Annotated in this window: 28 protein-coding genes; 16 read left to right on the forward strand and 12 right to left on the reverse strand. The window is 36.4% G+C overall.

All coding sequences use genetic code 11. The features are described 5' to 3' along the window. Nucleotides 1–180: 180 nt before the first annotated feature. The gene (gene def, locus HNQ94_RS16975) at nucleotides 181–738 is read right to left on the reverse strand and encodes a peptide deformylase (RefSeq protein ID WP_174497435.1); all 558 of its coding nucleotides are present in this window, start codon (nucleotides 736–738) and stop codon (nucleotides 181–183) included. Between the two features lie 183 nt (nucleotides 739–921). Between def and HNQ94_RS16980 the strand changes: the two genes are divergently transcribed. The 5 genes from HNQ94_RS16980 (at nucleotide 922) to lpdA (ending at nucleotide 6,826) form a co-directional block, all read left to right on the forward strand. Continuing rightward, nucleotides 922–1,584: a YkyA family protein gene (locus HNQ94_RS16980; RefSeq protein WP_246200060.1), complete on the forward strand. Its 663-nt coding sequence runs from the start codon at nucleotides 922–924 to the stop codon at nucleotides 1,582–1,584. A gap of 449 nt (nucleotides 1,585–2,033) precedes the next feature. Next, nucleotides 2,034–3,116 carry a pyruvate dehydrogenase (acetyl-transferring) E1 component subunit alpha gene (pdhA, locus tag HNQ94_RS16985; protein ID WP_174497436.1) on the forward strand — a complete coding sequence of 361 codons (1,083 nt, stop codon included), beginning with the start codon at nucleotides 2,034–2,036 and terminating at the stop codon, nucleotides 3,114–3,116. A 3-nt stretch (nucleotides 3,117–3,119) separates the two neighbouring features. Further along, the gene (locus HNQ94_RS16990; RefSeq protein WP_174497437.1) at nucleotides 3,120–4,097 is read left to right on the forward strand and encodes an alpha-ketoacid dehydrogenase subunit beta; all 978 of its coding nucleotides are present in this window, start codon (nucleotides 3,120–3,122) and stop codon (nucleotides 4,095–4,097) included. 29 nt (nucleotides 4,098–4,126) lie between these two features. Continuing rightward, on the forward strand, nucleotides 4,127–5,413 hold the full coding sequence (locus HNQ94_RS16995; RefSeq protein WP_174497438.1) for a dihydrolipoamide acetyltransferase family protein: 1,287 nt from the start codon (nucleotides 4,127–4,129) through the stop codon (nucleotides 5,411–5,413). 3 nt (nucleotides 5,414–5,416) lie between these two features. Next, nucleotides 5,417–6,826 carry a dihydrolipoyl dehydrogenase gene (lpdA, locus tag HNQ94_RS17000; protein ID WP_174497439.1) on the forward strand — a complete coding sequence of 470 codons (1,410 nt, stop codon included), beginning with the start codon at nucleotides 5,417–5,419 and terminating at the stop codon, nucleotides 6,824–6,826. Between the two features lie 25 nt (nucleotides 6,827–6,851). Here lpdA and HNQ94_RS17005 read toward each other — a convergent pair whose 3' ends face one another. The 3 genes from HNQ94_RS17005 to HNQ94_RS17015 all read right to left on the reverse strand — a co-directional run bounded on the left by HNQ94_RS17005 (nucleotide 6,852) and on the right by HNQ94_RS17015 (nucleotide 10,311). Next, a complete protein-coding gene (locus HNQ94_RS17005) occupies nucleotides 6,852–8,378 on the reverse strand; it encodes a serine hydrolase domain-containing protein (RefSeq protein ID WP_174497440.1) in 1,527 nt (508 codons plus the stop codon). A 104-nt stretch (nucleotides 8,379–8,482) separates the two neighbouring features. After that, nucleotides 8,483–9,130 (reverse strand): response regulator transcription factor, encoded by a 648-nt coding sequence (locus tag HNQ94_RS17010; RefSeq protein WP_174497441.1) that lies wholly within the window; start codon nucleotides 9,128–9,130, stop codon nucleotides 8,483–8,485. Nucleotides 9,131–9,144: 14 nt separating this feature from the next. Next, nucleotides 9,145–10,311, reverse strand: a complete 1,167-nt coding sequence (locus HNQ94_RS17015; protein ID WP_174497442.1) for a sensor histidine kinase — start codon at nucleotides 10,309–10,311, stop codon at nucleotides 9,145–9,147. 499 nt (nucleotides 10,312–10,810) lie between these two features. On the opposite strand from HNQ94_RS17015, the gene HNQ94_RS17020 reads away from it, so the two are divergent. Beyond that, a complete protein-coding gene (locus tag HNQ94_RS17020) occupies nucleotides 10,811–11,689 on the forward strand; it encodes a polysaccharide deacetylase family protein (RefSeq protein ID WP_174497443.1) in 879 nt (292 codons plus the stop codon). Nucleotides 11,690–11,739: 50 nt separating this feature from the next. Here HNQ94_RS17020 and HNQ94_RS17025 read toward each other — a convergent pair whose 3' ends face one another. Continuing rightward, on the reverse strand, nucleotides 11,740–11,916 hold the full coding sequence (locus tag HNQ94_RS17025; protein WP_174497444.1) for an antitoxin VbhA family protein: 177 nt from the start codon (nucleotides 11,914–11,916) through the stop codon (nucleotides 11,740–11,742). A gap of 32 nt (nucleotides 11,917–11,948) precedes the next feature. Further along, nucleotides 11,949–12,332, reverse strand: a complete 384-nt coding sequence (locus HNQ94_RS17030; protein WP_174497445.1) for a DUF1885 family protein — start codon at nucleotides 12,330–12,332, stop codon at nucleotides 11,949–11,951. A gap of 244 nt (nucleotides 12,333–12,576) precedes the next feature. On the opposite strand from HNQ94_RS17030, the gene HNQ94_RS17035 reads away from it, so the two are divergent. Beyond that, the gene (locus HNQ94_RS17035) at nucleotides 12,577–12,687 is read left to right on the forward strand and encodes a GapA-binding peptide SR1P (RefSeq protein ID WP_174497446.1); all 111 of its coding nucleotides are present in this window, start codon (nucleotides 12,577–12,579) and stop codon (nucleotides 12,685–12,687) included. 49 nt (nucleotides 12,688–12,736) lie between these two features. Here HNQ94_RS17035 and HNQ94_RS17040 read toward each other — a convergent pair whose 3' ends face one another. Beyond that, entirely contained in the window at nucleotides 12,737–14,209 is a 1,473-nt protein-coding gene (locus tag HNQ94_RS17040; protein WP_174497447.1) for an aminotransferase class I/II-fold pyridoxal phosphate-dependent enzyme, read from the reverse strand. Nucleotides 14,210–14,608: 399 nt separating this feature from the next. Between HNQ94_RS17040 and HNQ94_RS17045 the strand changes: the two genes are divergently transcribed. Further along, a complete protein-coding gene (locus HNQ94_RS17045) occupies nucleotides 14,609–15,586 on the forward strand; it encodes an NAD(P)H-dependent flavin oxidoreductase (RefSeq protein ID WP_246200061.1) in 978 nt (325 codons plus the stop codon). Between the two features lie 4 nt (nucleotides 15,587–15,590). Continuing rightward, a complete protein-coding gene (locus HNQ94_RS17050; RefSeq protein ID WP_174497449.1) occupies nucleotides 15,591–15,869 on the forward strand; it encodes a UPF0223 family protein in 279 nt (92 codons plus the stop codon). Between the two features lie 45 nt (nucleotides 15,870–15,914). Here HNQ94_RS17050 and HNQ94_RS17055 read toward each other — a convergent pair whose 3' ends face one another. Continuing rightward, nucleotides 15,915–16,538, reverse strand: coding sequence for a YktB family protein (locus HNQ94_RS17055; protein ID WP_174497450.1), 624 nt, complete (start codon nucleotides 16,536–16,538; stop codon nucleotides 15,915–15,917). Between the two features lie 173 nt (nucleotides 16,539–16,711). Here HNQ94_RS17055 and HNQ94_RS17060 point away from each other — a divergent pair, with 173 nt between their 5' ends. After that, on the forward strand, nucleotides 16,712–17,515 hold the full coding sequence (locus HNQ94_RS17060; RefSeq protein WP_174497451.1) for an inositol monophosphatase family protein: 804 nt from the start codon (nucleotides 16,712–16,714) through the stop codon (nucleotides 17,513–17,515). Between the two features lie 42 nt (nucleotides 17,516–17,557). Here the strand turns inward: HNQ94_RS17060 and HNQ94_RS17065 are convergent, their stop codons facing one another. Beyond that, nucleotides 17,558–17,728 carry a DUF5325 family protein gene (locus HNQ94_RS17065; protein WP_174497452.1) on the reverse strand — a complete coding sequence of 57 codons (171 nt, stop codon included), beginning with the start codon at nucleotides 17,726–17,728 and terminating at the stop codon, nucleotides 17,558–17,560. A 152-nt stretch (nucleotides 17,729–17,880) separates the two neighbouring features. Here HNQ94_RS17065 and HNQ94_RS17070 point away from each other — a divergent pair, with 152 nt between their 5' ends. Both HNQ94_RS17070 and HNQ94_RS17075 read left to right on the forward strand, forming a co-directional pair. Continuing rightward, nucleotides 17,881–18,228: a YlaH-like family protein gene (locus tag HNQ94_RS17070; RefSeq protein ID WP_174497453.1), complete on the forward strand. Its 348-nt coding sequence runs from the start codon at nucleotides 17,881–17,883 to the stop codon at nucleotides 18,226–18,228. Then, entirely contained in the window at nucleotides 18,228–18,512 is a 285-nt protein-coding gene (locus HNQ94_RS17075; RefSeq protein WP_174497454.1) for a hypothetical protein, read from the forward strand. The genes HNQ94_RS17070 and HNQ94_RS17075 overlap by 1 nt, the downstream gene beginning before the upstream one ends. 76 nt (nucleotides 18,513–18,588) lie before the next feature. Here HNQ94_RS17075 and HNQ94_RS17080 read toward each other — a convergent pair whose 3' ends face one another. After that, nucleotides 18,589–18,789, reverse strand: coding sequence for a YlaI family protein (locus HNQ94_RS17080; protein WP_174497455.1), 201 nt, complete (start codon nucleotides 18,787–18,789; stop codon nucleotides 18,589–18,591). Between the two features lie 140 nt (nucleotides 18,790–18,929). Between HNQ94_RS17080 and HNQ94_RS17085 the strand changes: the two genes are divergently transcribed. Beyond that, nucleotides 18,930–19,160, forward strand: a complete 231-nt coding sequence (locus tag HNQ94_RS17085) for a YbyB family protein (RefSeq protein WP_174497456.1) — start codon at nucleotides 18,930–18,932, stop codon at nucleotides 19,158–19,160. A gap of 23 nt (nucleotides 19,161–19,183) precedes the next feature. Here HNQ94_RS17085 and HNQ94_RS17090 read toward each other — a convergent pair whose 3' ends face one another. After that, a complete protein-coding gene (locus tag HNQ94_RS17090; protein ID WP_174497457.1) occupies nucleotides 19,184–19,786 on the reverse strand; it encodes a YhcN/YlaJ family sporulation lipoprotein in 603 nt (200 codons plus the stop codon). A 123-nt stretch (nucleotides 19,787–19,909) separates the two neighbouring features. Between HNQ94_RS17090 and HNQ94_RS17095 the strand changes: the two genes are divergently transcribed. Then, nucleotides 19,910–21,232: a PhoH family protein gene (locus tag HNQ94_RS17095; protein ID WP_174497458.1), complete on the forward strand. Its 1,323-nt coding sequence runs from the start codon at nucleotides 19,910–19,912 to the stop codon at nucleotides 21,230–21,232. A 213-nt stretch (nucleotides 21,233–21,445) separates the two neighbouring features. On the opposite strand, the gene HNQ94_RS17100 is transcribed toward HNQ94_RS17095, so the two are convergent. Then, entirely contained in the window at nucleotides 21,446–21,943 is a 498-nt protein-coding gene (locus HNQ94_RS17100; RefSeq protein WP_174497459.1) for a hypothetical protein, read from the reverse strand. A gap of 115 nt (nucleotides 21,944–22,058) precedes the next feature. Here HNQ94_RS17100 and glsA point away from each other — a divergent pair, with 115 nt between their 5' ends. Then, nucleotides 22,059–22,952, forward strand: a complete 894-nt coding sequence (gene glsA, locus HNQ94_RS17105; protein WP_174497521.1) for a glutaminase A — start codon at nucleotides 22,059–22,061, stop codon at nucleotides 22,950–22,952. Between the two features lie 97 nt (nucleotides 22,953–23,049). Next, the gene (locus tag HNQ94_RS17110; protein WP_174497460.1) at nucleotides 23,050–23,337 is read left to right on the forward strand and encodes an Fpa/YlaN family protein; all 288 of its coding nucleotides are present in this window, start codon (nucleotides 23,050–23,052) and stop codon (nucleotides 23,335–23,337) included. Nucleotides 23,338–23,500: the final 163 nt, after the last annotated feature.

Here is a 23,500-nt window from a genome sequence, read left to right on the forward strand (position 1 = left end):
GGGAACCCGTGGAAAGCGAAGTATTCTGCCGGAGCGGCCGTTTAGCACCTAGCTGCTTCAAAGAGCAAACCCTACATAAGTTACGTCGCATTTTCTATCTATTGTGTAAAACTACATTCTATTCAAAAAAAATCAAATATAAAAGAGGGTTCGTTTTTAAACGAAACCCTCTTTTATTAGTTATTCTGGATCTGCAACGGAGGCATTTTCCGGAATTGAAAATGGTTCTTCTGAATTGATATGATCATAAAACATTACACCATTTAGATGATCAATTTCATGTTGAAACACAATAGCAGCATAACCTTTTAATCTTATTTTTAGTTCGTTACCTTCTAAATCAGTAGCCTTTACTGTAATGCGTGCATAACGTGGAACATATCCCGGAACTTCCCGATCTACACTAAGACAACCTTCACCAGTTGATAAGTAAGTTCCTTCTACTGAGTGGCTAACTATTTTGGGGTTGAAAAGGCCATAACTGTATTCCTTCTCATTAAAGTCAACAAAATGGACAGCAATCATTCTTTTGGAAAGACCTATTTGTGGGGCAGCAAGACCAACACCCGGTCGAAGGTTGTATTTTGTTGCTATTTCTTCATCCTGGCTATTTTTTAAGTATTGAAGCATTTCTTCTAATGTTTCTTTATCTTCTTTACTAGGAGGAAGAGAAACTTCTTTTGCTTTCTCCCTTAATACAGGATGACCTTCCCGTACGATATCATCCATAGTAATCATATGGTTCACTCCTCTGAAACTTCAATTATCCATAAACAATAGTGTAACATAATCTTCAACATAGCAGAATATATTTGGAATGTTGAATTTTATAAATTGTTTTTTTCTAAAACATATATATTATAAAAAATCAATTGTGTTATACTTAGTGAAGGGTAGTTCATCATAAGGAGGAAGAAGAAGTTGCGGAAAGTAAAAGGAATCCTAGTATTAATTTTCATAATGTTCGCAATGGCAGCATGTCAAAATGGTCCTTCTACTTCAGAACAAATGTACGAGCATTTGGAGAAGGCTGTAGAACTTGAAGAAAACTTCGAAGCGCAGCAGGAGCCAATGGCAACACTGGAAAATCAAGAGAAAGAACTGTACGATCAAATTATTGATTTAAGTGCAGAAGAAATTGAACAAATTGACCAGCTTTCAAATGATGCCATTGATTTACTTAACCAAAGAAGAGATATATTAGAATCAGAAAAAGAAAGCATTGAAACAGCAAAAGAAGAATTTGATAATGTATTACCGTTAGTAGAAGAAATAGAGGAAGAAAAAGTGAAAACTGCTGCAAGTGATTTAGTGACTGCAATGGATAATCGTTATACAGCTTACCAATCATTATATGACGCATATTCTGCTGCTCTAACATTAGATGAAGAGTTATACAATATGCTAAAAGACGAAGAATTAAAGAAAGAAGATTTAGAAGCACAAATAGAAAAAATTAATGAAAGCTACGATAAAATCTTTGAAGCAAACGATGAATTTAATGAAGCAACTAAACAATACAATCAGCTGAAAAAAGATTTTTATGAAACAGCTGGATTGGATGTTCAATACGAAGCTGAATAGTATTACCTAAGCCTTACTTCTTATATGGAGTAAGGTTTTTTTATTTTTATGTAACAAATCTTAAAAGTAGTGCAAAACTAATATGGATGTTTTGATTAAGGAACAAGAGGTATACAGGGTATAGAGATAATAACGGAAAACAATCATGGTACAGATTATGATTTGCACTAGTACAGTATGCATATATTACCATTTGTTATAAAACACAAAAACATGTCTACATACATGCTGTTCTAGAACGATTAATTGTTTGACGAAATAAACACTTTTGAGCTAAACTACAATCAGAGCGAAATTGTACTACTATGTTTCGTATATTTTTATGTAACAGTTTCTAAAAGAGAACAACATAGAGGTAGCAAAAAATAGATTAAGGTGTACATCTTAGTTGTTTTTGGGAAACATAATGATGGAATTAATTTTAATGTAGGAAGGAAGAGGTGACCAAGATGAAAAACGTACTTGAAAACATCGAGAACCAATTTGAAATTTTTCAAATATTAAATGAAGAAGGCGAAATTGTTAATGAAGATGCAATGCCTGATTTATCGGATGATGAGTTAAAAGAACTTATGCGTCGTATGGTTTATACACGAGTTCTGGATCAACGCTCAATCGCTTTAAATCGCCAAGGGCGCTTAGGCTTCTATGCACCAACAGCTGGTCAGGAAGCTTCACAACTAGGTAGTCACTTTGCAACAGAGAAAGAAGATTTTATTTTACCAGCATATCGTGATGTACCACAGCTTATTTGGCACGGGTTACCACTTTATCAAGCATTTTTGTTTTCACGTGGACATTACCACGGTAACCAAATGCCTGAAGGTGTAAATGCATTAAGCCCACAAATCATTATTGGAGCCCAAATTATCCAAGCAGCCGGTGTCGCAATGGGTATCCAAAAGCGTGGAGAAAAAGCAATCGCTATTACGTACACAGGTGATGGTGGAGCTTCACAAGGTGATTTTTATGAAGGTATGAACTTTGCGGGTGCATATAAATCTCCGGCAGTTTTTGTTGTACAAAACAACCACTTTGCTATTTCCGTACCAGTTGAAAAACAATCTGCTGCGAAAACAATTGCACAGAAAGCTGTAGCAGTTGGAATTCCAGGGATCCGAGTTGACGGTATGGATGTTTTAGCTGTATATAAAGCAGTTCGTGATGCGCGTGAACGTGCTATTAATGGAGAAGGTCCTTCTTTAATTGAAACGGTTACTTATCGTTATGGTCCTCATACAATGGCTGGTGACGACCCAACTCGATATCGTACAGAAGATCTTGATAACGAGTGGGAAAAGAAAGATCCGCTAGTGCGTTTCCGTAAACTTTTGGAAAAGAAAGGTCTATGGTCTGAAGAAGAAGAAACGAAAGTAATTGATCAGGCTAAAGAAGAAGTGAAAGCCGCGATTAAGAAAGCAGACGGAATAGAAAAACAAAAAGTTACAGACTTAATGTCTATTATGTATGAAGAACTTCCAGCAAACTTACAAGAACAGATGGAAGAATACAAAGCAAAGGAGTCGAAGTAAATCATGGCTCAAATGACGATGATTCAAGCGATAACTGATGCAATGCGTACGGAATTAAAAAATGATGAAAACGTCTTAGTCTTTGGTGAAGACGTTGGTCAAAATGGTGGCGTATTCCGTGCAACAGAAGGATTACAAAAAGAATTTGGCGAAGATCGCGTTTTTGATACTCCGCTTGCAGAGTCAGCGATTATTGGATTAGCTGTGGGCTTATCTACACAAGGATTCCGTCCTGTACCCGAAATTCAATTCTTTGGCTTCGTTTACGAAGCAATGGATGCTATTAGCGGGCAAGCAGCTCGTATGCGTTATCGTACTGGCGGAACAAGAAATGCCCCAATTACAATTCGTTCTCCTTTTGGTGGCGGGGTTCATACACCAGAATTACATGCGGATAGTTTAGAAGGACTCGTTGCTCAACAGCCAGGTCTAAAAGTTGTTATCCCTTCGACTCCATACGATGCAAAAGGACTTTTAATTTCAGCGATTCGTGATAATGATCCTGTTATCTTTTTAGAGCATATGAAATTATACCGTTCTTTCCGTGGGGAAGTACCGGAAGAGGAATATACAATTGAACTTGGTAAAGCAGATATTAAACGTGAAGGTAAAGATATTACTTTCGTTTCATATGGCGCAATGGTTCATTCAGCGTTAAAGGCAGCAGATGAGCTGGAAAAAGAAGGTATTAGTGCAGAAGTAATCGATCTTCGTACGGTAAGCCCAGTGGATTATGAAACAGTTCTTGAATCTGTTAAGAAAACGAATCGTGTTGTCGTTATTCAAGAAGCACAACGTCAAGCGGGTATCGGAGCTAATGTTGTTGCAGAAATTCAAGAAAAGGCAATCTTGCATTTAGAAGCTCCTGTATTACGTGTAACGGCACCGGATACCGTTTATCCATTTACGGCAGCGGAAGAAGTTTGGTTACCAAATCATACAGATATCGTAGAAAAAGCTAAACAAGTAATGAATTTTTAATAAATTCGATTGAATAGGAGGGAAATATAGTGGCCTACGAATTTAAGTTACCGGATATCGGTGAAGGTATTCACGAAGGTGAAATTGTAAAGTGGTTCGTAAAAGTTGGAGACGAAGTTAAAGAAGACGATACACTATGCGAAGTTCAAAACGATAAAGCGGTAGTGGAAATCCCATCTCCGGTTGAAGGCACAGTAACAGCTATTAAAGTAAATGAAGGCGAAGTTGCTATTGTAGGAGATACATTAATCACTTTTGACGCAGAAGGTTATGAGTCGGAAGATGCTCCAGCAGAAGAGCCTACAGAAGAACCTGCAAAAGAAGAAGTGAAAGAAGAAAGTCCAAAAACTACTACGGAAGCCTCAGATTCAGATGAACAAGCAGATGGAAAACGGGTAATCGCTATGCCGTCTGTTCGTAAATATGCACGTGAAAAAGGGGTAAACATTCAGCAAGTGAGTGGTAGTGGGAAAAATGAACGAGTTTTAAAAGAAGACATCGATCGTTTCTTAAGTGGTGACCAACCAGCTGCAGCTACAGAAGCAACTCCTGCACAAGAAGAGGCTCCTAAAGCAGAGGCTGCAGCACAAAAACCAGCTGCTCCACAAGGTCAGTATCCAGAAACTCGAGAAAAAATAAGTGGTATTCGTCGTGCAATCGCAAATGCTATGGTAAAATCAAAGCAGACTGCACCTCACGTTACATTAATGGATGATATCGATGTAACAGAACTTGTCAATCATCGTAAGAAGTTTAAGCAAGCGGCATTAGACCAAGAGATTAAACTTACTTATCTACCATATGTCGTTAAAGCACTTGTATCAACGCTTAAAAAGTACCCTGTACTTAACACTTCTTTTGATGACAATACAGAAGAAATCATTCATAAGCATTATTTCAATATTGGTATTGCAGCAGATACGGAAAAAGGGTTGCTCGTACCAGTTGTAAAAGATGCCGATCGTAAATCTATTTTTGAGATTTCGGATGAAATTAACCAATTGGCTGGCAAAGCACGTGAAGGAAAGTTATCATCTGATGAAATGAAGGGTGCTTCATGCACTATCACGAACATTGGATCTGCAGGCGGACAATGGTTTACACCAGTTATTAACCACCCTGAAGTAGCTATTTTAGGTATTGGTCGTATTTCTGAAAAACCGGTTGTACGTAATGGTGAAATTGTTGTAGCACCAGTACTTGCTCTTTCCTTAAGCTTTGATCACCGTATGATTGATGGTGCAACTGCTCAGCTTGCGTTGAATCACATTAAGCGTTTGCTGAACGATCCACAACTTATTATGATGGAGGCGTAAAGTATGGTAGTAGGAGATTTTCCAGTTGAAGTAGACACACTAGTCGTTGGAGCAGGCCCTGGGGGATATGTGGCTGCAATTAGAGCAGCGCAATTGGGTCAAAAAGTAACAATCGTTGATAAAGGAAACCTTGGTGGTGTTTGTTTAAACATAGGGTGTATTCCTTCTAAAGCACTAATTTCAGCAGCACATCGCTATGAACATGCTCAACATTCAGATGATATGGGAATTACAGCTGAGAACGTTACAGTTGATTTCTCTAAAGTGCAAAAATGGAAACAGAGCGTTGTAAATAAGCTCACTGGTGGGGTAGAAGGCCTACTTAAAGCAAACAAGGTTGATATCGTAAAAGGGGAAGCATACTTTGTTGACCAAAATACGGCAAAGATCATGGACGATAAGAATTCCCAAACTTATAAGTTCAATAATGCGATTATTGCGACTGGTTCTCGTCCAATCGAATTAGGAGCATTCAAATATACAAACCGTGTCCTAGATTCTACTGGAGCTCTTAACTTAAAAGAGATTCCAAAGAGCATGGTTGTTATTGGTGGAGGCTATATCGGTACAGAATTAGGAACTGCTTATGCTAATTTCGGAACAGAGGTTACTATCTTAGAAGGAACGGATGAGATTTTAGGCGGTTTTGAAAAGCAAATGTCTTCCATAGTGAAAAAGCGCTTGAAGAAAAAAGGTACGAATATTATTACAAAAGCGATGGCAAAAGGAGTTAAAGAAACTGATTCTGGAGTTACTGTTACGTATGAAGTTAATGGTAAAGAAGAAACAGTGGATGCAGAATATTTATTAGTAACTGTTGGTCGTCGTCCTAATACAGATGAACTTGGCTTAGAGCAAGCTGGAGTTGAACTTACTGACAGAGGCATTATTAAAATTGATAAGCAGTGTCGTACAAACGTAAGCAACATTTATGCAATTGGTGATGTAGTTGAAGGACCGCCACTAGCTCATAAAGCTTCTTATGAAGGTAAAATTGCAGCAGAAGCAATCAGCGGAGAAAAATCTGAGATTGATTACTTAGGTATTCCTGCAGTTGTTTTCTCTGACCCAGAGCTTGCAAGTGTTGGGTATTCAGAAAAAGAAGCAAAAGAAGCTGGTTATGAAGTGAAAGCTTCTAAATTCCCATTCGCTGCTAACGGCCGTGCATTATCATTAAATGATACAGACGGATTTGTGAAACTAATTACTCGCAAAGAAGATGGTTTAGTAATTGGGGCACAGGTTGCAGGTCCAAATGCAAGTGATGTTATTGCTGAACTTGGCCTTGCAATTGAAGCAGGAATGACTGCAGAAGACTTGGCACTTACTATTCATGCTCATCCTACATTAGGTGAGATTACAATGGAAGCTGCTGAAGTAGCACTTGGAATGCCAATTCATATTGCAAAATAATTAAACAAGACTCTCTGAATTAATTTCAGAGAGTCTTTTTATGTGGAAAATTTATTCGTTTAAAGATTCTCAAACTCCGAAAGCCTTTATATAAACCAATTAAGGCTATTACTATTAAAGTGATGAACAAAACGATCAAACTAGCAATCAAATCTGTTTGAATGCTGTATATAAAGGTCCAGGAAGGAACATGTAGTAAATGGGGTCCAAATAGGAGTAGGATTGTTGGTAAGATGAACTGTAATAATAATCCTACGAATGACCACACTTTCAATCTCGTTGGTTTTTTCCTTATCATTCGTACAAGGTAGAAAATTAGAGTAAGTACTAGTATGAAAGAAACAACATTAAAAATTAGATAATAACTTTTAAATGTTTGTGTATCATCATGTGTTGGTAATTTACCAGTCAATAAGTTGATGACACCATCTGTACTAATATGGGAATTACCTGGAGCGAAGGTTCCGTTATTGGTATTTGTCAGAACAACTAAACCTATGTCATGCTCAGGCAGAATGTACATGTCTGTTCTTGCAGCAGAAAATAAATCTCCTGAATGCCCTATAACACGAGTCCCATGTACAGTTCTTTCCCACCATCCCATTGCATAATGTCCAAAAAACTCATCATTTAGGTACATTTTTGCTTCAGCAATTGGTGTATGTAATGATTTGATACCTTCCTTACCAAGTAACTGTTTTCCTTCCACTTCTCCTTCATTCATATGCATTTTTACATATCGAGCCATATCTTCAGCACTAGAAACCATATATCCGCTTGCTAGAAAGTTAGGTAAATCACTCATCACTGTGGAAGTAGGTAACAAGAATCCAAACCATGATGTGTAGCCCTTAGATAAACCATTTTGTTCAGCATTTTTTACAGACACATATGATTCATTCATTTTCAATGGATGCAAAATATTTTTTTGTAAATAGGAAGCCAAAGGTTCACCTGTTACGTATTCGACTATTAAACCTAAAGTAATGTAGTTTAAGTTCGTATATTCGAATTTAACTCCAGCATGTTGTTTAAGCTCGATCTGCTTAAATAGCTTTACTGTTTCTTCTAATGAAAGGTCAATTAATTTTGTGCCTAGAATAATTTCACCTTCAGCTGGAATACCGCTTGTCTGATTTAACAAATTTCTAATTGATATTTGTTTAGAAAGATCTGTACTTTTAAAAGAAAACCAAGGAATATAAGTTGTTACTGGTGCATCTAAATCTATTTGCCCTTTCTCTACTAATTGCATAATGGCTAATGCTGTGAAAGATTTACTAAGTGAAGCTAGGCGCATTGGTGTTTGGGGTGTTAACTTTTTTTCAATATCGGCATTTCCGAAAGCACCTGAGTGGATAACACCTTTTTCGTCTACAATAGCATAAGATAAGCCAGCAATAGCTTGTTCCTCCATTTGTTGCTTTAAATACGTTTCAATTTTCTTTAAAGTGGATTCATTCACTTCTGCTTGTACCGGAAAACTTACATGGCTAAAAAACAAGCTAAACAACATACATATCAGGAACATTTTCCCTTTTTTCTGTTTCATTTTTCCAACTCCTTCTGTCGTCTATCACATTATCTGATATCGGAAAGAGCACGAATAGTGACTGAAGTCAGAAAAAAGAATGACAAGTTAGATTGTGACTGAAGTCATATAACCCCTTCATCTATAGCTTTTCTCGCAACCTTTAACCTATCATGGATTTCAAATTTCGAGTAAATGTTAGAAATATAATTTTTGACTGTCCCTTCTGATAAAAACAAATGGGATGCAATTTCTCCGTTGTTCATCCCATTTGCTAAACAGGTTAAGACTTCTGTTTCCCGTTCTGTTAGTTGATAGTTTTTTCCTTTTGTAAGTTCTTTAACTGGGGCAATTTTTATTTGATTGATCAATAAATTAGCAATTTCCTTGGAAATAAACGTTCCTCCATGGGAAATAAACTTAACTCCTGCAATTAAATCATTTGGTTTTATAGCTTTCAAAAGATACCCCTCTGCACCTGCTTTTAATGCTTCTGTTACTAATTCAATTTCACGGAAAGTAGTCAGTATGATGATTCGAATATGAGGCCATTTTTCTTTCATTATTTTTGTGGCCTCCACTCCGTCCATCATCGGCATATGTACATCCATTAAAATAATGTCCAGCTGTTCCTTCTCGATAAATTGAATAGCTTTTTGTCCATTTTCGGCTAATCCTATGACTTCAATGTCGTCATCTAAAAGGAAAATATCATTTAATCCCTCACGAATAATCTCTTGATCATCAACAATGAGTAACCTTATCTTTTTCATCTAATAACTCCTCTTTAGTTTGGAATGGAACAAGAGACTACCATCCCAACATTTTTTGTCGTTGAAATATGTAATGTGCCATGCAGGGATTGCAGCCGCTGTTTCATGCTGTTGATTCCAAATCCCAATTGAATTTGATCATTCCCTCTACCATCGTCCCTTATTGTTAAAATGGTCAAGTCTGTTCCATAGTCTAACGATATGTATACATTTTGAGCATTTCCATGCCGTTTTGAATTTGTAAGTGCTTCTTGTAAACAACGAAGAAAAGTGTGTTGAACATGACTGCTTAGCTCATGTTCTTCTCCGGTTTGCTGATAATGAATAGAGGTTCCTGTATGTACGCCAAATTCATTCGCCAAGGATGTTAACTTCCGATTCAAAGATTCCTTATTTTCTTGATCTACTACGCTATGAATGTTGGCTCTTATTTCATCGAGCCCTTTACTTGTGACATTGCGTAACAACTGTAGTTTTTTAAGTGCTCTTTCTTGATCAGACCGCTTTAAATTAGCAATAACACCGTCTATGCCCACAATAACAGAGGTAAACGTATGTCCTGCTGTATCATGTAATTCCCGTGCCATCCGGTTTCTCTCCTCTAAAAGTGTTAAGTATTCAACCTTGTCTGCGTACTGCTCCAATATAATTTTTTGGTCATGTATTAACGAATATTGCCTCTGATTTTCCCTTAACAGAACTCCCATAAAGTGAAAGGCATAGCCAACTCCCAAAGCTATACTATTATTTAAAAGGTGTGTGAGCATAACTGTATACGATTCCCCTAAAACAAGTCCGAAAATGGGAGTTAATAAAATAATCGAGCAAACAATCCACCACGTTTTTTTATTGTAAGTGAAATAAAGCCCCAAACCAATCAGAGGGATTAACAGCAAGGAAGAATCTGTTTTCGCAATTAATAATAAATAAGTATACAGACTCCACGTGAGTAACAGCTCTGATTGATAATAAGGAAGGCGTGATTTTGGAACAAATACTAATAGTAATTGTGGAACGAGATAAGCAACTGACAACCATACGATCAGTAACCAAAATGGGACAGAGAGTTGATGGAAAATATCAATGCTAATAAAAAGAAACATCCACAAAATAAACCAGCTAAGACGAATACTATAAAATAAAAAATTTATCAAATGCCCTTCTGATTGCTTCATCCCCATATCGGTTTCCTCCTACATGTATCTAAATCTATTATTTATTGCCATTTTCTATTTGTATAGTGTCCAAAGTCATATTCATTCACTAGAATTATTTTTTCATTACATTTACATAAAAATCAAAAATAGTCGTCCATATTCAAACATATATTGTATGGAAAAGGAAAATGTAGAAGGATGAAGATTATGACAAAGTGGATTTTTGTGCAATATATGTTGATTTTATGGAGTTTTTATATATTAATCATCCATATTTCTTCTAAGGATCACCCATTGGCAATCGTGCTATGTTTTGTGTGGTTTTTTCTAATGGCTTTTTATTTGGGAAGAAAATTTATTAGGCATCATGGTGTTCGTTGTTTATACATAATAGGTAGCTTTTTCGCTATATATACGGGCCATCAAATCTTTCAAGTACTAATTAATTGATACTTACTTTTAGAGCAAAATAATTTATAATGAAACAGAAAGCAGTATAATACACAGCATAGGGGGAGATCCAATGAGGAAAATAATTACGTTTATTATGTTAGTCTTATTATTAGTTGGTTGTACATCAAACGAAGATACAGCACCTAAGGAAGAACCAAAAGATACAGCTGAACAAGAGCAGACTGATAACAACCCAGAAGAACAAGAACCTATAAATAACGAAGAGGATACCCCTTCAGAAACAGAAACCCCCGTAGAGGAAGAGGAACCTTTGGAGCCCGAACCAGTAACTCCATTGTATGAGGTTTCCAGTGATTGGAGCATAAAACCTATAGAAGAAGGAACGAACGAGAAAGTGGTTCTCCTGACGATTGATGACGCCCCAGAAACTTACGGTGTTGAAATGGCAGAAACGTTAAAAAAACTGGAAGCACCTGCAATATTTTTTGTAAATGGTCATTTTATTGATACAGAGGAAGAGCAAGAAAAATTAAAGCAAATTGCCGACATGGGTTTTGAAATTGGTAACCATACTTATAGTCATACGAAGCTAGATACCATTTCAGAAGAACAACAACGTGATGAAATAATAAAATTAAGTGATCAAATTGAAGATATCACAGGGAAGCGCCCGAAGTTTTTTAGAGCTCCTCATGGTGTGAACACAGATTTTGCAAAGGAACTCGTAGCAGAAGAGGGTATGACATTAATGAACTGGACATATGGGTATGACTATTTTGCTCCATACATGGATGCGGAAAAACTAAAAACCGCCATGATTACAGGGGAAGGCCCATTAGTCGATGTCCCATATTCCTTACTAAAGCCAGGGGCGAATTTGTTGATGCATGACCGTGAATGGACAGCCGCAGCATTGGCAGACATTGTAAAAGGTTTAAGAGACCAAGGATATGAAATGGTTGATCCGAATTTAATTAAAACACCATAAAGATGTATTAAAAAAAGCACATCCTGTTAACTGGGATGTGCCATTTATTTTTATTCTGCTTTACTTGCTAATTCTAATGCGAGTTTATCAAACTGCTCTTGTGTTATTTCTCCCATTAGCTTTTTAAAAACTAAATCTTCCTGTTCTTTAGAAATCACAAATCCTTCAATTTCTATACTTGCCTTAGCTTGTTGCATGCTTTTTCTTACTTGTTCTTCTCTTTTCATACTATCACACTCCGCATCATGTATAGAGTTAGTTAATTCATTACTCTTCCATTAAACAGCTGAAGCTTGCCATTAAGTTTTTTCGTTAGAAATTTTGCAAATTCATTCGCTTTGGCTTTATCCCCGTGTGTAGCATCGATAGGTAAGGTGATTTGAACGAATTGCTTGTCGTCCCTTTTTCCAATCCCAATTAAAATGTGATGGTACCTGTCCTGCATACCTTTTAACCAAATGTAATGCCCTTTATTATCTTTTTGCACACTCATTACATATGGAAAAGCATGTTGTTGATAATTCCAGTCTAATTGTTCTCCTGTTTTGGTAGTGATGTCTTGGTAATAATGTAAATAGTCTCGTACTTGTTCTAAAGTTAGATTCTCTTCCTTGTCTACATAAATAAAGGTGCTCTTACTCATCTTATCACCCCTAACTTCATATATTCCTATCATAACATGTTGTTAATAGCTATGACAGAAAATTCAAATAAATAACATAGATAACGTATTAATAAACATAATAAGAAATAAAATTCGGTTCGTAAACATAATTAATCTTTATTTATTTAAAAATGTTATACTAATTAGGCTTGAAAAACTAATTGTGACATATTAAAATAAGAATTAAGATGTAAACGCTTTAAATAGGGGAGGAGAATCTGGGATGGGTATTATTGTTTGTCAGGACTGCCAACGAACAATTGAACATTTCGAGGATGAAAAAGTGACATACTTGTACGGAAAAGGTTGCGGCTGTAAAAAACAAGAGAAATAACAAACAAAAAGGTTACTGTCTAGGGCGCTGACAGTAACCTTTTTTCTTTTTATCGGAACGCTCGGTGTTCTTTAATGACTCGAATGTTTTTAAGCGATTCATCTTCCGGTCCTTGTACTGGTAGGCCAGCATCAATATTTTTAGTAATGTAATCAATGTTTTCTTCTGTAATAATTTCTCCTGGCATAAAAATAGGAATACCTGGTGGATAAACCATTACAAACTCAGCACTAATTTTACCTGCGGCATCCACTAATGGGATGCTTTCAGACTCAGCATAAAATGCATCTCTAGGTGAAAGAGCTAGTAATGGTATTTGCGGAACTTCTACTTGTACTTTTTTATGATTTTTTTCGGTGTTACTATGAAGTTCAGCTAATTCACGCAACGCTTTTACTAATAGTTCCGTTTCTTTTTCTGTATCACCATGTGTCACAATACACAGTATGTTATACAAATCAGATAATTCAACTTCAATATTGTATTTTTCCCTTAACCATAACTCCACATCATATCCAGTAATGCCTAACTCTTTTACAGATATAATTAATTTCGTTGGATCGTAGTCAAAGGTAGCTTCACTGCCGAGTATTTCATCCCCAACACAACGAAGGGAAGGGATTTCATTAATTGCTTTTCGGGTTTGGTCCGCTAATTGCAATGATTTATCAATAAATGTTTTCCCGTTCATTACTAAATGCTTTCTAGCTGCATCTAGTGATGCTAATAATAAATAAGAAGTGGATGTTGTTGTAAGCATGGAAAAAATCGATTGTGCTCTTTCCATGGATACTAGTCCATTTTTTATGTTAAGAACGGAGCTTTGTGTTAAAGAGCCACCTAGTTTATGCACGCTTGTTGCGGCCATATCGGCACCTGCTTGCATAGCAGACATTGGCAATTTTTCATGGAAATGGATATGGACTCCATGTGCTTCATCTACAAGTACTGGTATTTGATAAGAATGCGTGATATCCACAATCTTTTTTAGGTCAGCTGCAATACCAAAGTAGGTTGGATTAATAACGAGAACACCTTTGGCATCAGGATTAGCTTCTAATGCTCTCTCTACAGAGTTTGGGGTAATCCCATGGGATATTCCTAATTCTTCATCTAATTCTGGATGGATGAAAACTGGCGTTGCACCTGAAAAGATAATCGCTGACATAACGGATTTATGAACATTTCGAGGTACAATAATTTTATCGCCAGGTCCACACACAGACATAATCATCGTAATAATTGCTCCACTCGTTCCTTGAACAGAAAAGAATGTATGATCGGCACCAAATGCTTCTGCAGCAAGTGATTGTGCTTCTTTAATCATACCGTGGGGATGGTGCAAATCATCTAAAGGTCCAATATTAATCAAATCTATAGACAATGCATTTTCACCTATAAAGTTTCGAAACTGCTCGTCCATTCCAACCCCTTTTTTATGTCCAGGGATGTGAAATTGGATCGGATTTCTTTTTGCGTGTTCTAATATACCCGTAAACAACGGGGTATCTTGTTGTCCCATTAAATATCTTCACTCCTTCGTAATAAAACAAAAGAATTATAGCAAAAAGTGTTTTGTATTACTAGTATTTTTAAAAGATAAGCTAGTAATTTCTTGTTTTGCTCTTAATTCAGATAAACTGAGGGAAACGTCTTTTTATTACAGGTAGTCACTCATTCAGTTTAAGTAATTACAGGTTCAACATCTGAATTGAAGGCTTACTCCAATATAATTATCGATTCAGAAGTGATAATTGAAGGTTCAAGTCAAATACATACAAAGTTATGGTAATATTTGCAGTTTCACGCACTAATCACAGTCATGGCAGAACAAGTACTATATTCTTTTTCTTAGTTTGTACATATTTATTTCGTTCATGATAACATGGTTATTAGGATGGTGAAAATCGGAGGGATTTATGTGTTAAAAACGAAGGTTACAGAACTATTAGGAATTACATACCCAATCATTCAAGGTGGTTTAGCTCATTTAGCGTATGCTGACTTGGCTGCTGCTGTTTCAAATGCAGGTGGACTTGGTCAAATAACAGCTATGAGTTTACCAAATGCAAATGCTTTACGTGAAGAGATTGACAAGGTAAGAAAAATGACAAACAAACCTTTTGGTGTTAATTATGCAATTGGTCAACATGGACGTTCTTTTGAGGATATGGTGCATGTAGCAATTGAAAAAAAGGTATCAGCTATTTCTGTTACTGGAGGCAATCCAAAACCGGTATTAGATATGGTAAAAGGTACAGGGATTAAGACTCTCGTTTTAGTAGCTGCGAAAAGGCAAGCAGAGAAAGCTGAAGAACTTGGTGCTGATGCTGTCATGGTTGTTGGACATGAAGGGGGAGGTCACCTAGGTAGAGACGACGTAGGTACATTCGTTTTAACACCACAGGTGGTAGATGCTGTAAAAATTCCTGTTATTGCGTCTGGTGGAATTTCCGATGGAAAAGGCTTGATGGCTGCCATTGCATTGGGGGCAGAAGGTATCGAAATGGGTACTCGTTTTATTGCGACAAAAGAGTGTGTTCATGCTCATGAATTGTATAAAAAAGCTTTGATTGGCGCTGATGAAAAATCAACAGTAGTAATTAAACGCTCATTAGGTGCTCCTGCAAGAGCTTTAAAAAATGAATGGACAGAAAAAATTATTGAGTTGGAACAGGGAAATCCTGGCTTTGAAGTTTTAAAACCGTATATCGAGGGGAAAGCAAACAAACGATATATATATGATGGCAAAGAGAATGAAGGATTTGCTTGGGCAGGCCAGGTCGCTGCGCGCATAACTGATGTCCCTTCTGTTCAGGAATTGTTTGAAAGGATAATAGAAGAGTCGATTTATATTAGTGATAAATGGAATAGGATACGAAGCGGGAAGGAAGGGTGAAAAAGTGGATTACCATTATCCAATAGACGAAACATGGTCTAAAGAAGAAGTAGTTGATGTGATTAATTTTTTTCAACAAATAGAAAAGGCATATGAAAAAGGAGCAAAAAGAGAAGATATTTTGCTTACATATAAAAGGTTTAAAGAAATTGTACCATCGAAAAGTGAAGAAAAGCAGATTTGTGGCCAGTTTGAAAAGGGGTCTGGTTACTCCTGTTACCATACCGTAAAAACTGCTCGTGGATTGGAAGCTGGGGACAAGGTCGAAATGAAAGTGTCTTGATAACAAGAAGAGGAGGCTTACTCATTTTAGAGCAGCCTCCTCTTGCTAAAACTTTTTCGTTAATTGATACAAATCGTTAAGTGTAGTAAAAGTTTGTTCGCATTTTGAAAGAAATGCAGTGGGATCTTGCAAAATAGGGTCTTGACGGTCAATTGTAATACCACATAAAATTTCAGCTTTTTTTACATTTTCAAGACGATCAAATAAACTATGTAAATCAGCTTCTTTATGATGAATGACAGCAGGTTTTGTATGGTCAGTGGACCAAACATAATCGTTTGGTATAGAGCTTTTAATTTGTGATTCGTTTGTTTTTAATATTTTTGCAAAGTCTGCTTTAATTGGACTTTCATATATAACAGCAAACCACATAAACAAATGAGTTTCCCAAAGACCAATTTGAAAGTGTGGAAGTTTTTTATAGCCTCGCTTACTATTCGCTAAAGCAGCCCATGTATCATTTGGAGGATTTTTTGTTCTGCGTGCATGCTTTGCCACGTGAACAAACATTTCATCCCCTGTTAAAGCGGTAATCGTTGGTGCAAGTTCATTTGCAATGGCCTCTAATTTAGGGGATATATTCCCTCTTAACGCTTCCATTCTTTCATCAAGCCCGGATATAGTAAAAACATCAAAGTCTTTTTGTGTAAATCCATTAAATGTAGACATTATGTATTACTCCTTTCATACACTATGACAAAATATTATATTAATTTTATCATATAGCTTTTTAAAACCCAATTTAAGTGTCTTATTTTGAAGAAAGAAAGGATAAAAATGATTTCTTACGTAAATTTTGCTAACATATACGAATAAAAGAATAGGAAAAAGGAGTTTATCATATGGAATCTTCAGAAATTAAACAACTTTTCAACGATGCAAAAGCATGGGTGTTAGAGGCTGGGAAAGAAATGAGAGAAAGTGTGAACAAGCCTTATCAAATAAATACAAAAACAGATCATAAAGATTTAGTTACGGAAGTCGATCAAGAAACAGAAAAATTTTTCGCCGAGCATATTAGAAAAAAATATCCTCATCATCAAGTTTTAGGAGAAGAAGGTTTTGGTGATGATGTTTCCTCTTTAGATGGCGTTGTATGGATTATTGATCCAATTGATGGAACGATGAATTTTGTTCATCAAAAACGAAACTTTGCTATATCATTAGGTATTTATGTTGAGGGCGAAGGAGTAATTGGCCTTATTTATGACGTGATGAGTGATATTCTTTATTCAGCTATAAAAGGGGAAGGGGCCTATAAAAACGATGTAGCTCTTCCTTCCTTACAAAAGGGACGTAAGTTAGAAGACTCATTACTAGGTATGAATAACTTTTGGTCCCTTCCAAACCGACGGGTCGATGAAACTGGTATTCACGATTTAGTACGGAAGGTTAGGGGAACTCGTTCATATGGTTCTGCTGCTTTAGAATTTGCCTTTGTAGCGGAAGGGATAATGGATGCATATTTGACAATGCGATTATCACCCTGGGATATCGCAGCGGGTATCGTAATTGTCAATGAAGTAGGTGGGCTAACGAGTCGTGTTGATGGTACAGACATCAATATGCTGGAAGCTAATACCGTTCTTACCTGTAATCCAAATATCCATAAGGAAATAGTTTCGGAGTTCATAAGGGAGAAATAAAGGAAGAATGCCCAAAATATTTTTGGGCATTCTTCCTTTTATTTATGATTGCCTTTTCCTTTTTAAACGTAGACCAAAACCCATAATGATAAAACCTAATAAAAATAAAAGACCCGCAATTAAATAATTTCGATAAGCTAAAGCTACTCCTACCATGGAAAACGATAGGATAACGAAAATTGCTATGATGACCATTAGGACATTATTCCGCATCTTTTCACCTCAAATCTATACGTTCATAAGTTTACATGAAAAGGAAAGTCACAAACAAGTACTTTTGGCTAAAAACATTTTAGTAGTGGCGTAACCGGATAACTTTTAGTATGATGATTTACAGATGGACGAGTTATGAAGGAGGAACACCTATGCAAAACAATCAATCTGTACCAGATCAAGGGTTTAGACCTATATCTGAATTTTTTCTAGAACAAGTCGGTGGTGGAACCGGACTTTTGCTATTATACTTAACCATTCTTTTATTTAGCCTTATTACGTATAAATTAGGATTTGCAAGAAAATTACCTTTATTAAAAGCACTTGTTGTATATATACTGCTTGCCCTTGGGTGTTTGATGATAACCTTTTTTGCTATCGTCCTACCTATGGCAGAAGTACTCATTATTTGTGCAATTGTACTTGGCGTTTATCGTTTCCGTTTACACCGCGAGCGTCAAAATCGTCGGGGACAAAATGAAGGAGTTGAAGGGAATTAATGAATTCGTTACAGGATGTTGTTTACAATTGGCTTACGATTATGCTAGTTGCGGAAAAAAGACCTGATGACATTGCTGCTCAGGACACAACAACGTTTTTTCGTAATATGCTAACAAACGATCATCATGTCGACGACATCCAGGTTGAACGGAAAGAAGATATGTATTTTGTTTCCTGTCAACAACAGAACAATACACGGTCTTTTCGATTTCCTTTAGAACTCATAGACTGTATTCATGAACAAATTGAGCAAGAACCTCACAAGTTTAAAAATTACAAATAATCGATTAACAAAAAGACACTTCTACTGGAATTATTCCGGTAAAGTGTCTTTTTTTGTCAGGCAGTTTTACTGTTAGCTAAATGTAGTCGTCTCGTTTTTTCTGACGAAATACCTTAAAGTTTCCTGTAGCCATCCGTTCTTTCGTTCTATCTTCAATGCGTTCCTTGCAAGGATCGCACATATAAGTCATAACACGGCGTTTACGTAATTGTTTAGCTAAAAGGCCTGTCCCTTTTATATTGTCTACATTATCACATAGGATACATTTTACCCGCATGACATCACCTCATTAAAGTCGTACTTTGTTTAGTATAGCATGATTCAATGGATATGTAATTCTCTTCCTTCAAATCGCTTGTTTTATTCTGAAAATTTTGGGGAATGGACAAGTATAGCAATAAAAAGGAGGTAGTCATTGTGGGTAAAAAAGGTAAAGTTATTAGCTTTTTTGCTGTAGGTTTAAGCTCGTTAGCTTTATGGAAGAAATTTGGTAATAATAAAAAAGAGTACAAAGAGGATGTGAAATCGACATTTGAGAAAGCTGGTAAACCGGAATTAAGTCATCAGGAAAACGCTGATATGGTAGCAGAAGGATCACAATTTGGTGTTCAATATTATAATAAGAAGAAAAGTCACCAAGTCGGTTAGTTACCGGTCTTGGTGACTATTTTTTATTGATTCATATAATTATTAGATTGATCCTCTTGAATATTGTCTAACTCTTCTTTTTGCTGTTCTTCCAGCAATTTTTGATTTGTATTCGGTTCTTCAGGTTGATTATCTTTTTGTGGAACTTCTGGCATGTATCTTCCAACGATTGCCGCTAACTCGTCCATTATGGCATCTTCAGGGTGGCCTTGGCTAATTTTGTCACCCATTCTCCTAAGCCGTTCAGTAATATCTCCATCAGCCATAACCATAGCATTTGCACCGTTCTTTTCATGTTTAATTGCTTCTGCAACTGAATATTTTAGCGTTCCAACTCGAGTACGGTCTAATTCTTCATCAACATCAATACCAACAAGTGTATATGGACCAAACACAAGGGCTGAGGCACCATTTACCCCAGGAACATCTCCTGCAATGTTAGCTAAGTGTTCGGCCATTTCTTGATTTGATAAGTTTTCTTCATTTTGTTCCATTTCGGAATTTTTAACGTGTATTAAATCGTTTGTATTCGCATTGTTATTTTGACCCTCATCATTACCATTACAAGCAGTAAGGGAAAATGCTGAGAGAATAAATACAAATAACATGATAAATGGCTTTCTCATTGTGTTGTCACTCCTTTTATAAATTATTCTTTCTCATTCGTCTAACTTTATGTTTTAAAACATATATTAAATAACGGAAGCCTTGCCAAATCTTACAGAGCAAACAAATAGGAGGCGGCTTTTTTGAAAAAGACATATGTTTTGGATACCAATGTTTTGCTTCAGGATCCACAGGCCATTTTTACATTCGATGAGCATGAGGTAGTTATACCTGCAATCGTTCTAGAAGAAGTGGATTCCAAAAAGCGAAACATGGATGAATTAGGTCGAAATGCACGAGAAACTTCGCGCATTATAGACCGTTTCCGGGAGGCGGGAGAGCTATACAAAGGTGTTCCGTTACCAAACGGAGGAAAGTTCAGGATTGAATTAAATCACCGTTCTTTTTCAAAGCTAGAAGAAATTTTTTTAGAACGAACGAATGATAACAGAATCCTTGCAGTAGCATTAAATCTCCATTTAGAAGCAAAAAAGGAAAATAAAGAAGTGGTCCTTGTTTCGAAGGATATTTTAATGCGAGTAAAAGCAGATGCATTGGGACTAAAAGCAGAAGACTTTTTAAATGAACGAGCTGTTCAAGAGGATTCCATTTATGATGGATTTCAAGAATGGGAAGTTGGAGAAGAGCAGTTAAACGAATTTTATCGGGAGGGTAGATTACAAATACCGGAAGACAAAAAGAAAATGGTATATCCCAATGAATTTATTGTCATGAAAAATAGCATTAACCCATCTCAATCTGCGTTAGGTATAGTTCGTTCGAATCAACAAGTAATTGAAAAGTGCTGGTATCAGGAAGAAAATGCTTGGGGGATATCACCGCGAAATGCACAGCAAATAATGGCGTTTGAATTATTATTTCGCCAAGACATACAACTTATTACAATGGTTGGGAAAGCTGGTACTGGTAAAACACTGTTAGCACTTGCAACAGGACTTATGCAAGTTGAAGACCTAGGTTTATACAAAAAAATGCTTGTGGCAAGGCCGATCGTACCACTTGGAAATGACATTGGGTATTTACCTGGTGAAAAGGAAGAAAAATTAAAACCATGGATGCAGCCCATCTATGATAATTTAGAATTTTTATTTGATGTGAAGAAGTCCGAGGATTTGGATAAAATCCTTTCAGGGATTGGTTCTATACAGGTTGAAGCATTGACATACATACGAGGAAGAAGCATCCCTGAACAGTTGATTTTTATTGATGAGGCCCAGAACCTAACAAAGCATGAAGTGAAGACAATTTTGACTCGTGTAGGGGAAGGAAGTAAAGTAATCCTTCTTGGTGACCCACAACAAATCGATCATCCATACCTAGATGAATTTAATAATGGCCTTATACATGTAGTAGAAAAATTTAAAGATTATTCGTTAAGTGGACATGTGAAGCTGTTAAAAGGGGAAAGATCCTCCTTAGCCCAATTGTCTGCAGATTTATTGTGAAAAGGGAGTATCCGTTAAAAGCGGATACTTTCTTTTTTGTATAGAAGTGTACAGAAATTGTACAAGAGCTGACTGATTTATAGCGACTACGGTGATGACTGAAGAGAAAGGGAGGGGAATTGATAGTAATAATTGCACCAAACGGATGATCATTTGCACAAAACGATAAATTTTAGATAAGCAAAGAGCTTCCCAAATGGAAAGCTCTACTTTTTATTCAATGGTTATTTGTTTTACTCCACGAATCGGTGTATCTTTATTTGATCCATCGCCAAAATAAAAGTAAAGTGGTCCATCTTCTTTTAGCGGTTTACCTTCGACTGCGAACAAGAAATAACCATTTTCTAATTGTTCTATCGTGACAGTTTGATCACCTTGTTCGGTTAACAAAATAGCATTTGATGCATTATCTTTAACCTCTGCGTTTGCTAAGAAAGGTTTAATTGACATCACATATGTACTTTCTAATGCTTTTTTGCGCTCAGCTTTCGAAAGACTTTTATTAACTGGTGGTTTTATTTTTTGTTGCATATATACCTCACGGTTCCACCTTTCAGAGGCTTGTTCGAGATCATTTTCATTGTTTTCTACATTTTCGCCGCCAGTAGGATTAAAAGCTTGATCAAACTCTACTTTGCGATCATCAAATATCCATACACTTGGATCAAGTGTTATAGGAAATCCTACATTTCCTTTTAGTTGTACAATCACTGTTAGCCACCTCATTTCTACATCATCTCTATTAGTATATCGAAATTTACTTGCGCATGCATTAAGGAGGCTGTTAAATTTGAAAAAAGTTACGGAAGATGAATTGAAAAAGTGGATGGAACATGTTCGAATCTATGCAAATAATGGTAAGGTTGCAGATTATATTCCTGCTCTTGCAAAACAACAACCGGAAATTAATGCTGCTGCCTTTTATCACATTGATGGTCATTGTGTTGCCGCTGGACAGACGAAATACTTATTTACCTTACAAAGTGTATCAAAGGTACTTGCTCTAGCTGTCGCATTGATGGAGCATGGGGAGGATGCCGTTTTTTCAAGAGTAGGCTTAGAACCAACGAGTGAACCATTTTATACGATATCAAAATTAGAGTTAGAGAAACCTTCCAAACCAATAAATCCTATGATCAATGCTGGAGCTCTAGCTATTACTAATATGCTTTGTGGTGCGAATTCAGAGGAAATGGTTGGTCAGATACTTCAACTTATTCATAAAATGCTTGGTGACACTAGTATTGACTATGATCAAGAAGTGGCAAAGTCTGAGTATGAATCAGCTTTTTTAAATCGTTCCTTGTGCTATTTTATGAAACAAAATGGTGTAATTACTGGAAGTGTCGAGGAGCTTTTAGATGCCTATACGAAACAATGTGCTATTCGAATGAACATACAACAGCTTGCTAAAATCGCAGCTATATTTGCTAATGATGGGAAGGACATCCATTCGGATGAGCAAATTATTCCATTGTATTACGCTCGAATATGTAAGACCTTTATGGTGACTTGTGGTATGTATAATGCGTCAGGCTCTTTTGCGATTAAGGTGGGTATTCCTGCAAAGAGTGGAGTTTCCGGTGCCATTATGGGTGTTGTAAGGGATAGTGGTGGAATTGCTGTCTTTGGTCCTTCCCTAGATGAAAAGGGGAATAGCGTAGTTGGTATAAAACTTTTAGAACTAATGTCTAAACATTACAATTGGTCTATTTATTAAAACATATAGAAAAGAATAAAATCCCCTTCTTTGTTGCATTTTTACTGTGAAGACGGTAATATAATATAAGAGAAAGTCTTTAAGAGGGGGAATTCCCGTGTCATCTGAAGTAGCAACCGACCGCCAACAAGCTTTGGCACTTTTAAAGGAAGATGCTGATAAAATATTGCAGCTCATTAAAGTACAAATGGATAACTTAACGATGCCACAATGTCCTCTATATGAAGAGGTTTTAGATACACAAATGTTTGGCCTATCAAGGGAAATTAACTTTGCTGTTCGGTTAAACCTTGTTCATGAAGAAACAGGAAAGAAAATTATGGAAAACCTGGAAAGACAGCTGAGTGCTTTACACGATGCTGCACAGGCACAACGCTCGAAATAGAACTCAACTTACAACGATTTTGTTGTAAATTGAGTTTTTTTATTTGTCCTAAAGGTTATGGTATTTGTTTGTCAAGCAGGATTTTTACTATCTTATGTAGTAAATAAAGTATTATAGTATAAAGACAAGTTAGTAAAAGTGATTACATACATCCATTTTGAAA

It is taken from the genome of Salirhabdus euzebyi (assembly GCF_014207435.1).
Classification (GTDB): Bacteria; Bacillota; Bacilli; order Bacillales; family Alkalibacillaceae; genus Salirhabdus; species Salirhabdus euzebyi.

Bases quoted from the DNA above. Each gene is read 5' to 3' on its own strand.
- def (WP_174497435.1), bottom strand. From the start codon at position 738: ATGATTACTATGGATGATATCGTACGGGAAGGTCATCCTGTATTAAGG.
- pdhA (WP_174497436.1), top strand. From the start codon at position 2,034: ATGAAAAACGTACTTGAAAACATCGAGAACCAATTTGAAATTTTTCAA.
- HNQ94_RS16990 (WP_174497437.1), top strand. From the start codon at position 3,120: ATGGCTCAAATGACGATGATTCAAGCGATAACTGATGCAATGCGTACG.
- lpdA (WP_174497439.1), top strand. From the start codon at position 5,417: ATGGTAGTAGGAGATTTTCCAGTTGAAGTAGACACACTAGTCGTTGGA.
- HNQ94_RS17005 (WP_174497440.1), bottom strand. From the start codon at position 8,378: ATGAAACAGAAAAAAGGGAAAATGTTCCTGATATGTATGTTGTTTAGC.
- HNQ94_RS17010 (WP_174497441.1), bottom strand. From the start codon at position 9,130: ATGAAAAAGATAAGGTTACTCATTGTTGATGATCAAGAGATTATTCGT.
- HNQ94_RS17015 (WP_174497442.1), bottom strand. From the start codon at position 10,311: ATGGGGATGAAGCAATCAGAAGGGCATTTGATAAATTTTTTATTTTAT.
- HNQ94_RS17020 (WP_174497443.1), top strand. From the start codon at position 10,811: ATGAGGAAAATAATTACGTTTATTATGTTAGTCTTATTATTAGTTGGT.
- HNQ94_RS17025 (WP_174497444.1), bottom strand. From the start codon at position 11,916: ATGAAAAGAGAAGAACAAGTAAGAAAAAGCATGCAACAAGCTAAGGCA.
- HNQ94_RS17030 (WP_174497445.1), bottom strand. From the start codon at position 12,332: ATGAGTAAGAGCACCTTTATTTATGTAGACAAGGAAGAGAATCTAACT.
- HNQ94_RS17035 (WP_174497446.1), top strand. From the start codon at position 12,577: ATGGGTATTATTGTTTGTCAGGACTGCCAACGAACAATTGAACATTTC.
- HNQ94_RS17040 (WP_174497447.1), bottom strand. From the start codon at position 14,209: ATGGGACAACAAGATACCCCGTTGTTTACGGGTATATTAGAACACGCA.
- HNQ94_RS17055 (WP_174497450.1), bottom strand. From the start codon at position 16,538: ATGTCTACATTTAATGGATTTACACAAAAAGACTTTGATGTTTTTACT.
- HNQ94_RS17060 (WP_174497451.1), top strand. From the start codon at position 16,712: ATGGAATCTTCAGAAATTAAACAACTTTTCAACGATGCAAAAGCATGG.
- HNQ94_RS17065 (WP_174497452.1), bottom strand. From the start codon at position 17,728: ATGCGGAATAATGTCCTAATGGTCATCATAGCAATTTTCGTTATCCTA.
- HNQ94_RS17070 (WP_174497453.1), top strand. From the start codon at position 17,881: ATGCAAAACAATCAATCTGTACCAGATCAAGGGTTTAGACCTATATCT.
- HNQ94_RS17075 (WP_174497454.1), top strand. From the start codon at position 18,228: ATGAATTCGTTACAGGATGTTGTTTACAATTGGCTTACGATTATGCTA.
- HNQ94_RS17080 (WP_174497455.1), bottom strand. From the start codon at position 18,789: ATGCGGGTAAAATGTATCCTATGTGATAATGTAGACAATATAAAAGGG.
- HNQ94_RS17090 (WP_174497457.1), bottom strand. From the start codon at position 19,786: ATGAGAAAGCCATTTATCATGTTATTTGTATTTATTCTCTCAGCATTT.
- glsA (WP_174497521.1), top strand. From the start codon at position 22,059: ATGGAACATGTTCGAATCTATGCAAATAATGGTAAGGTTGCAGATTAT.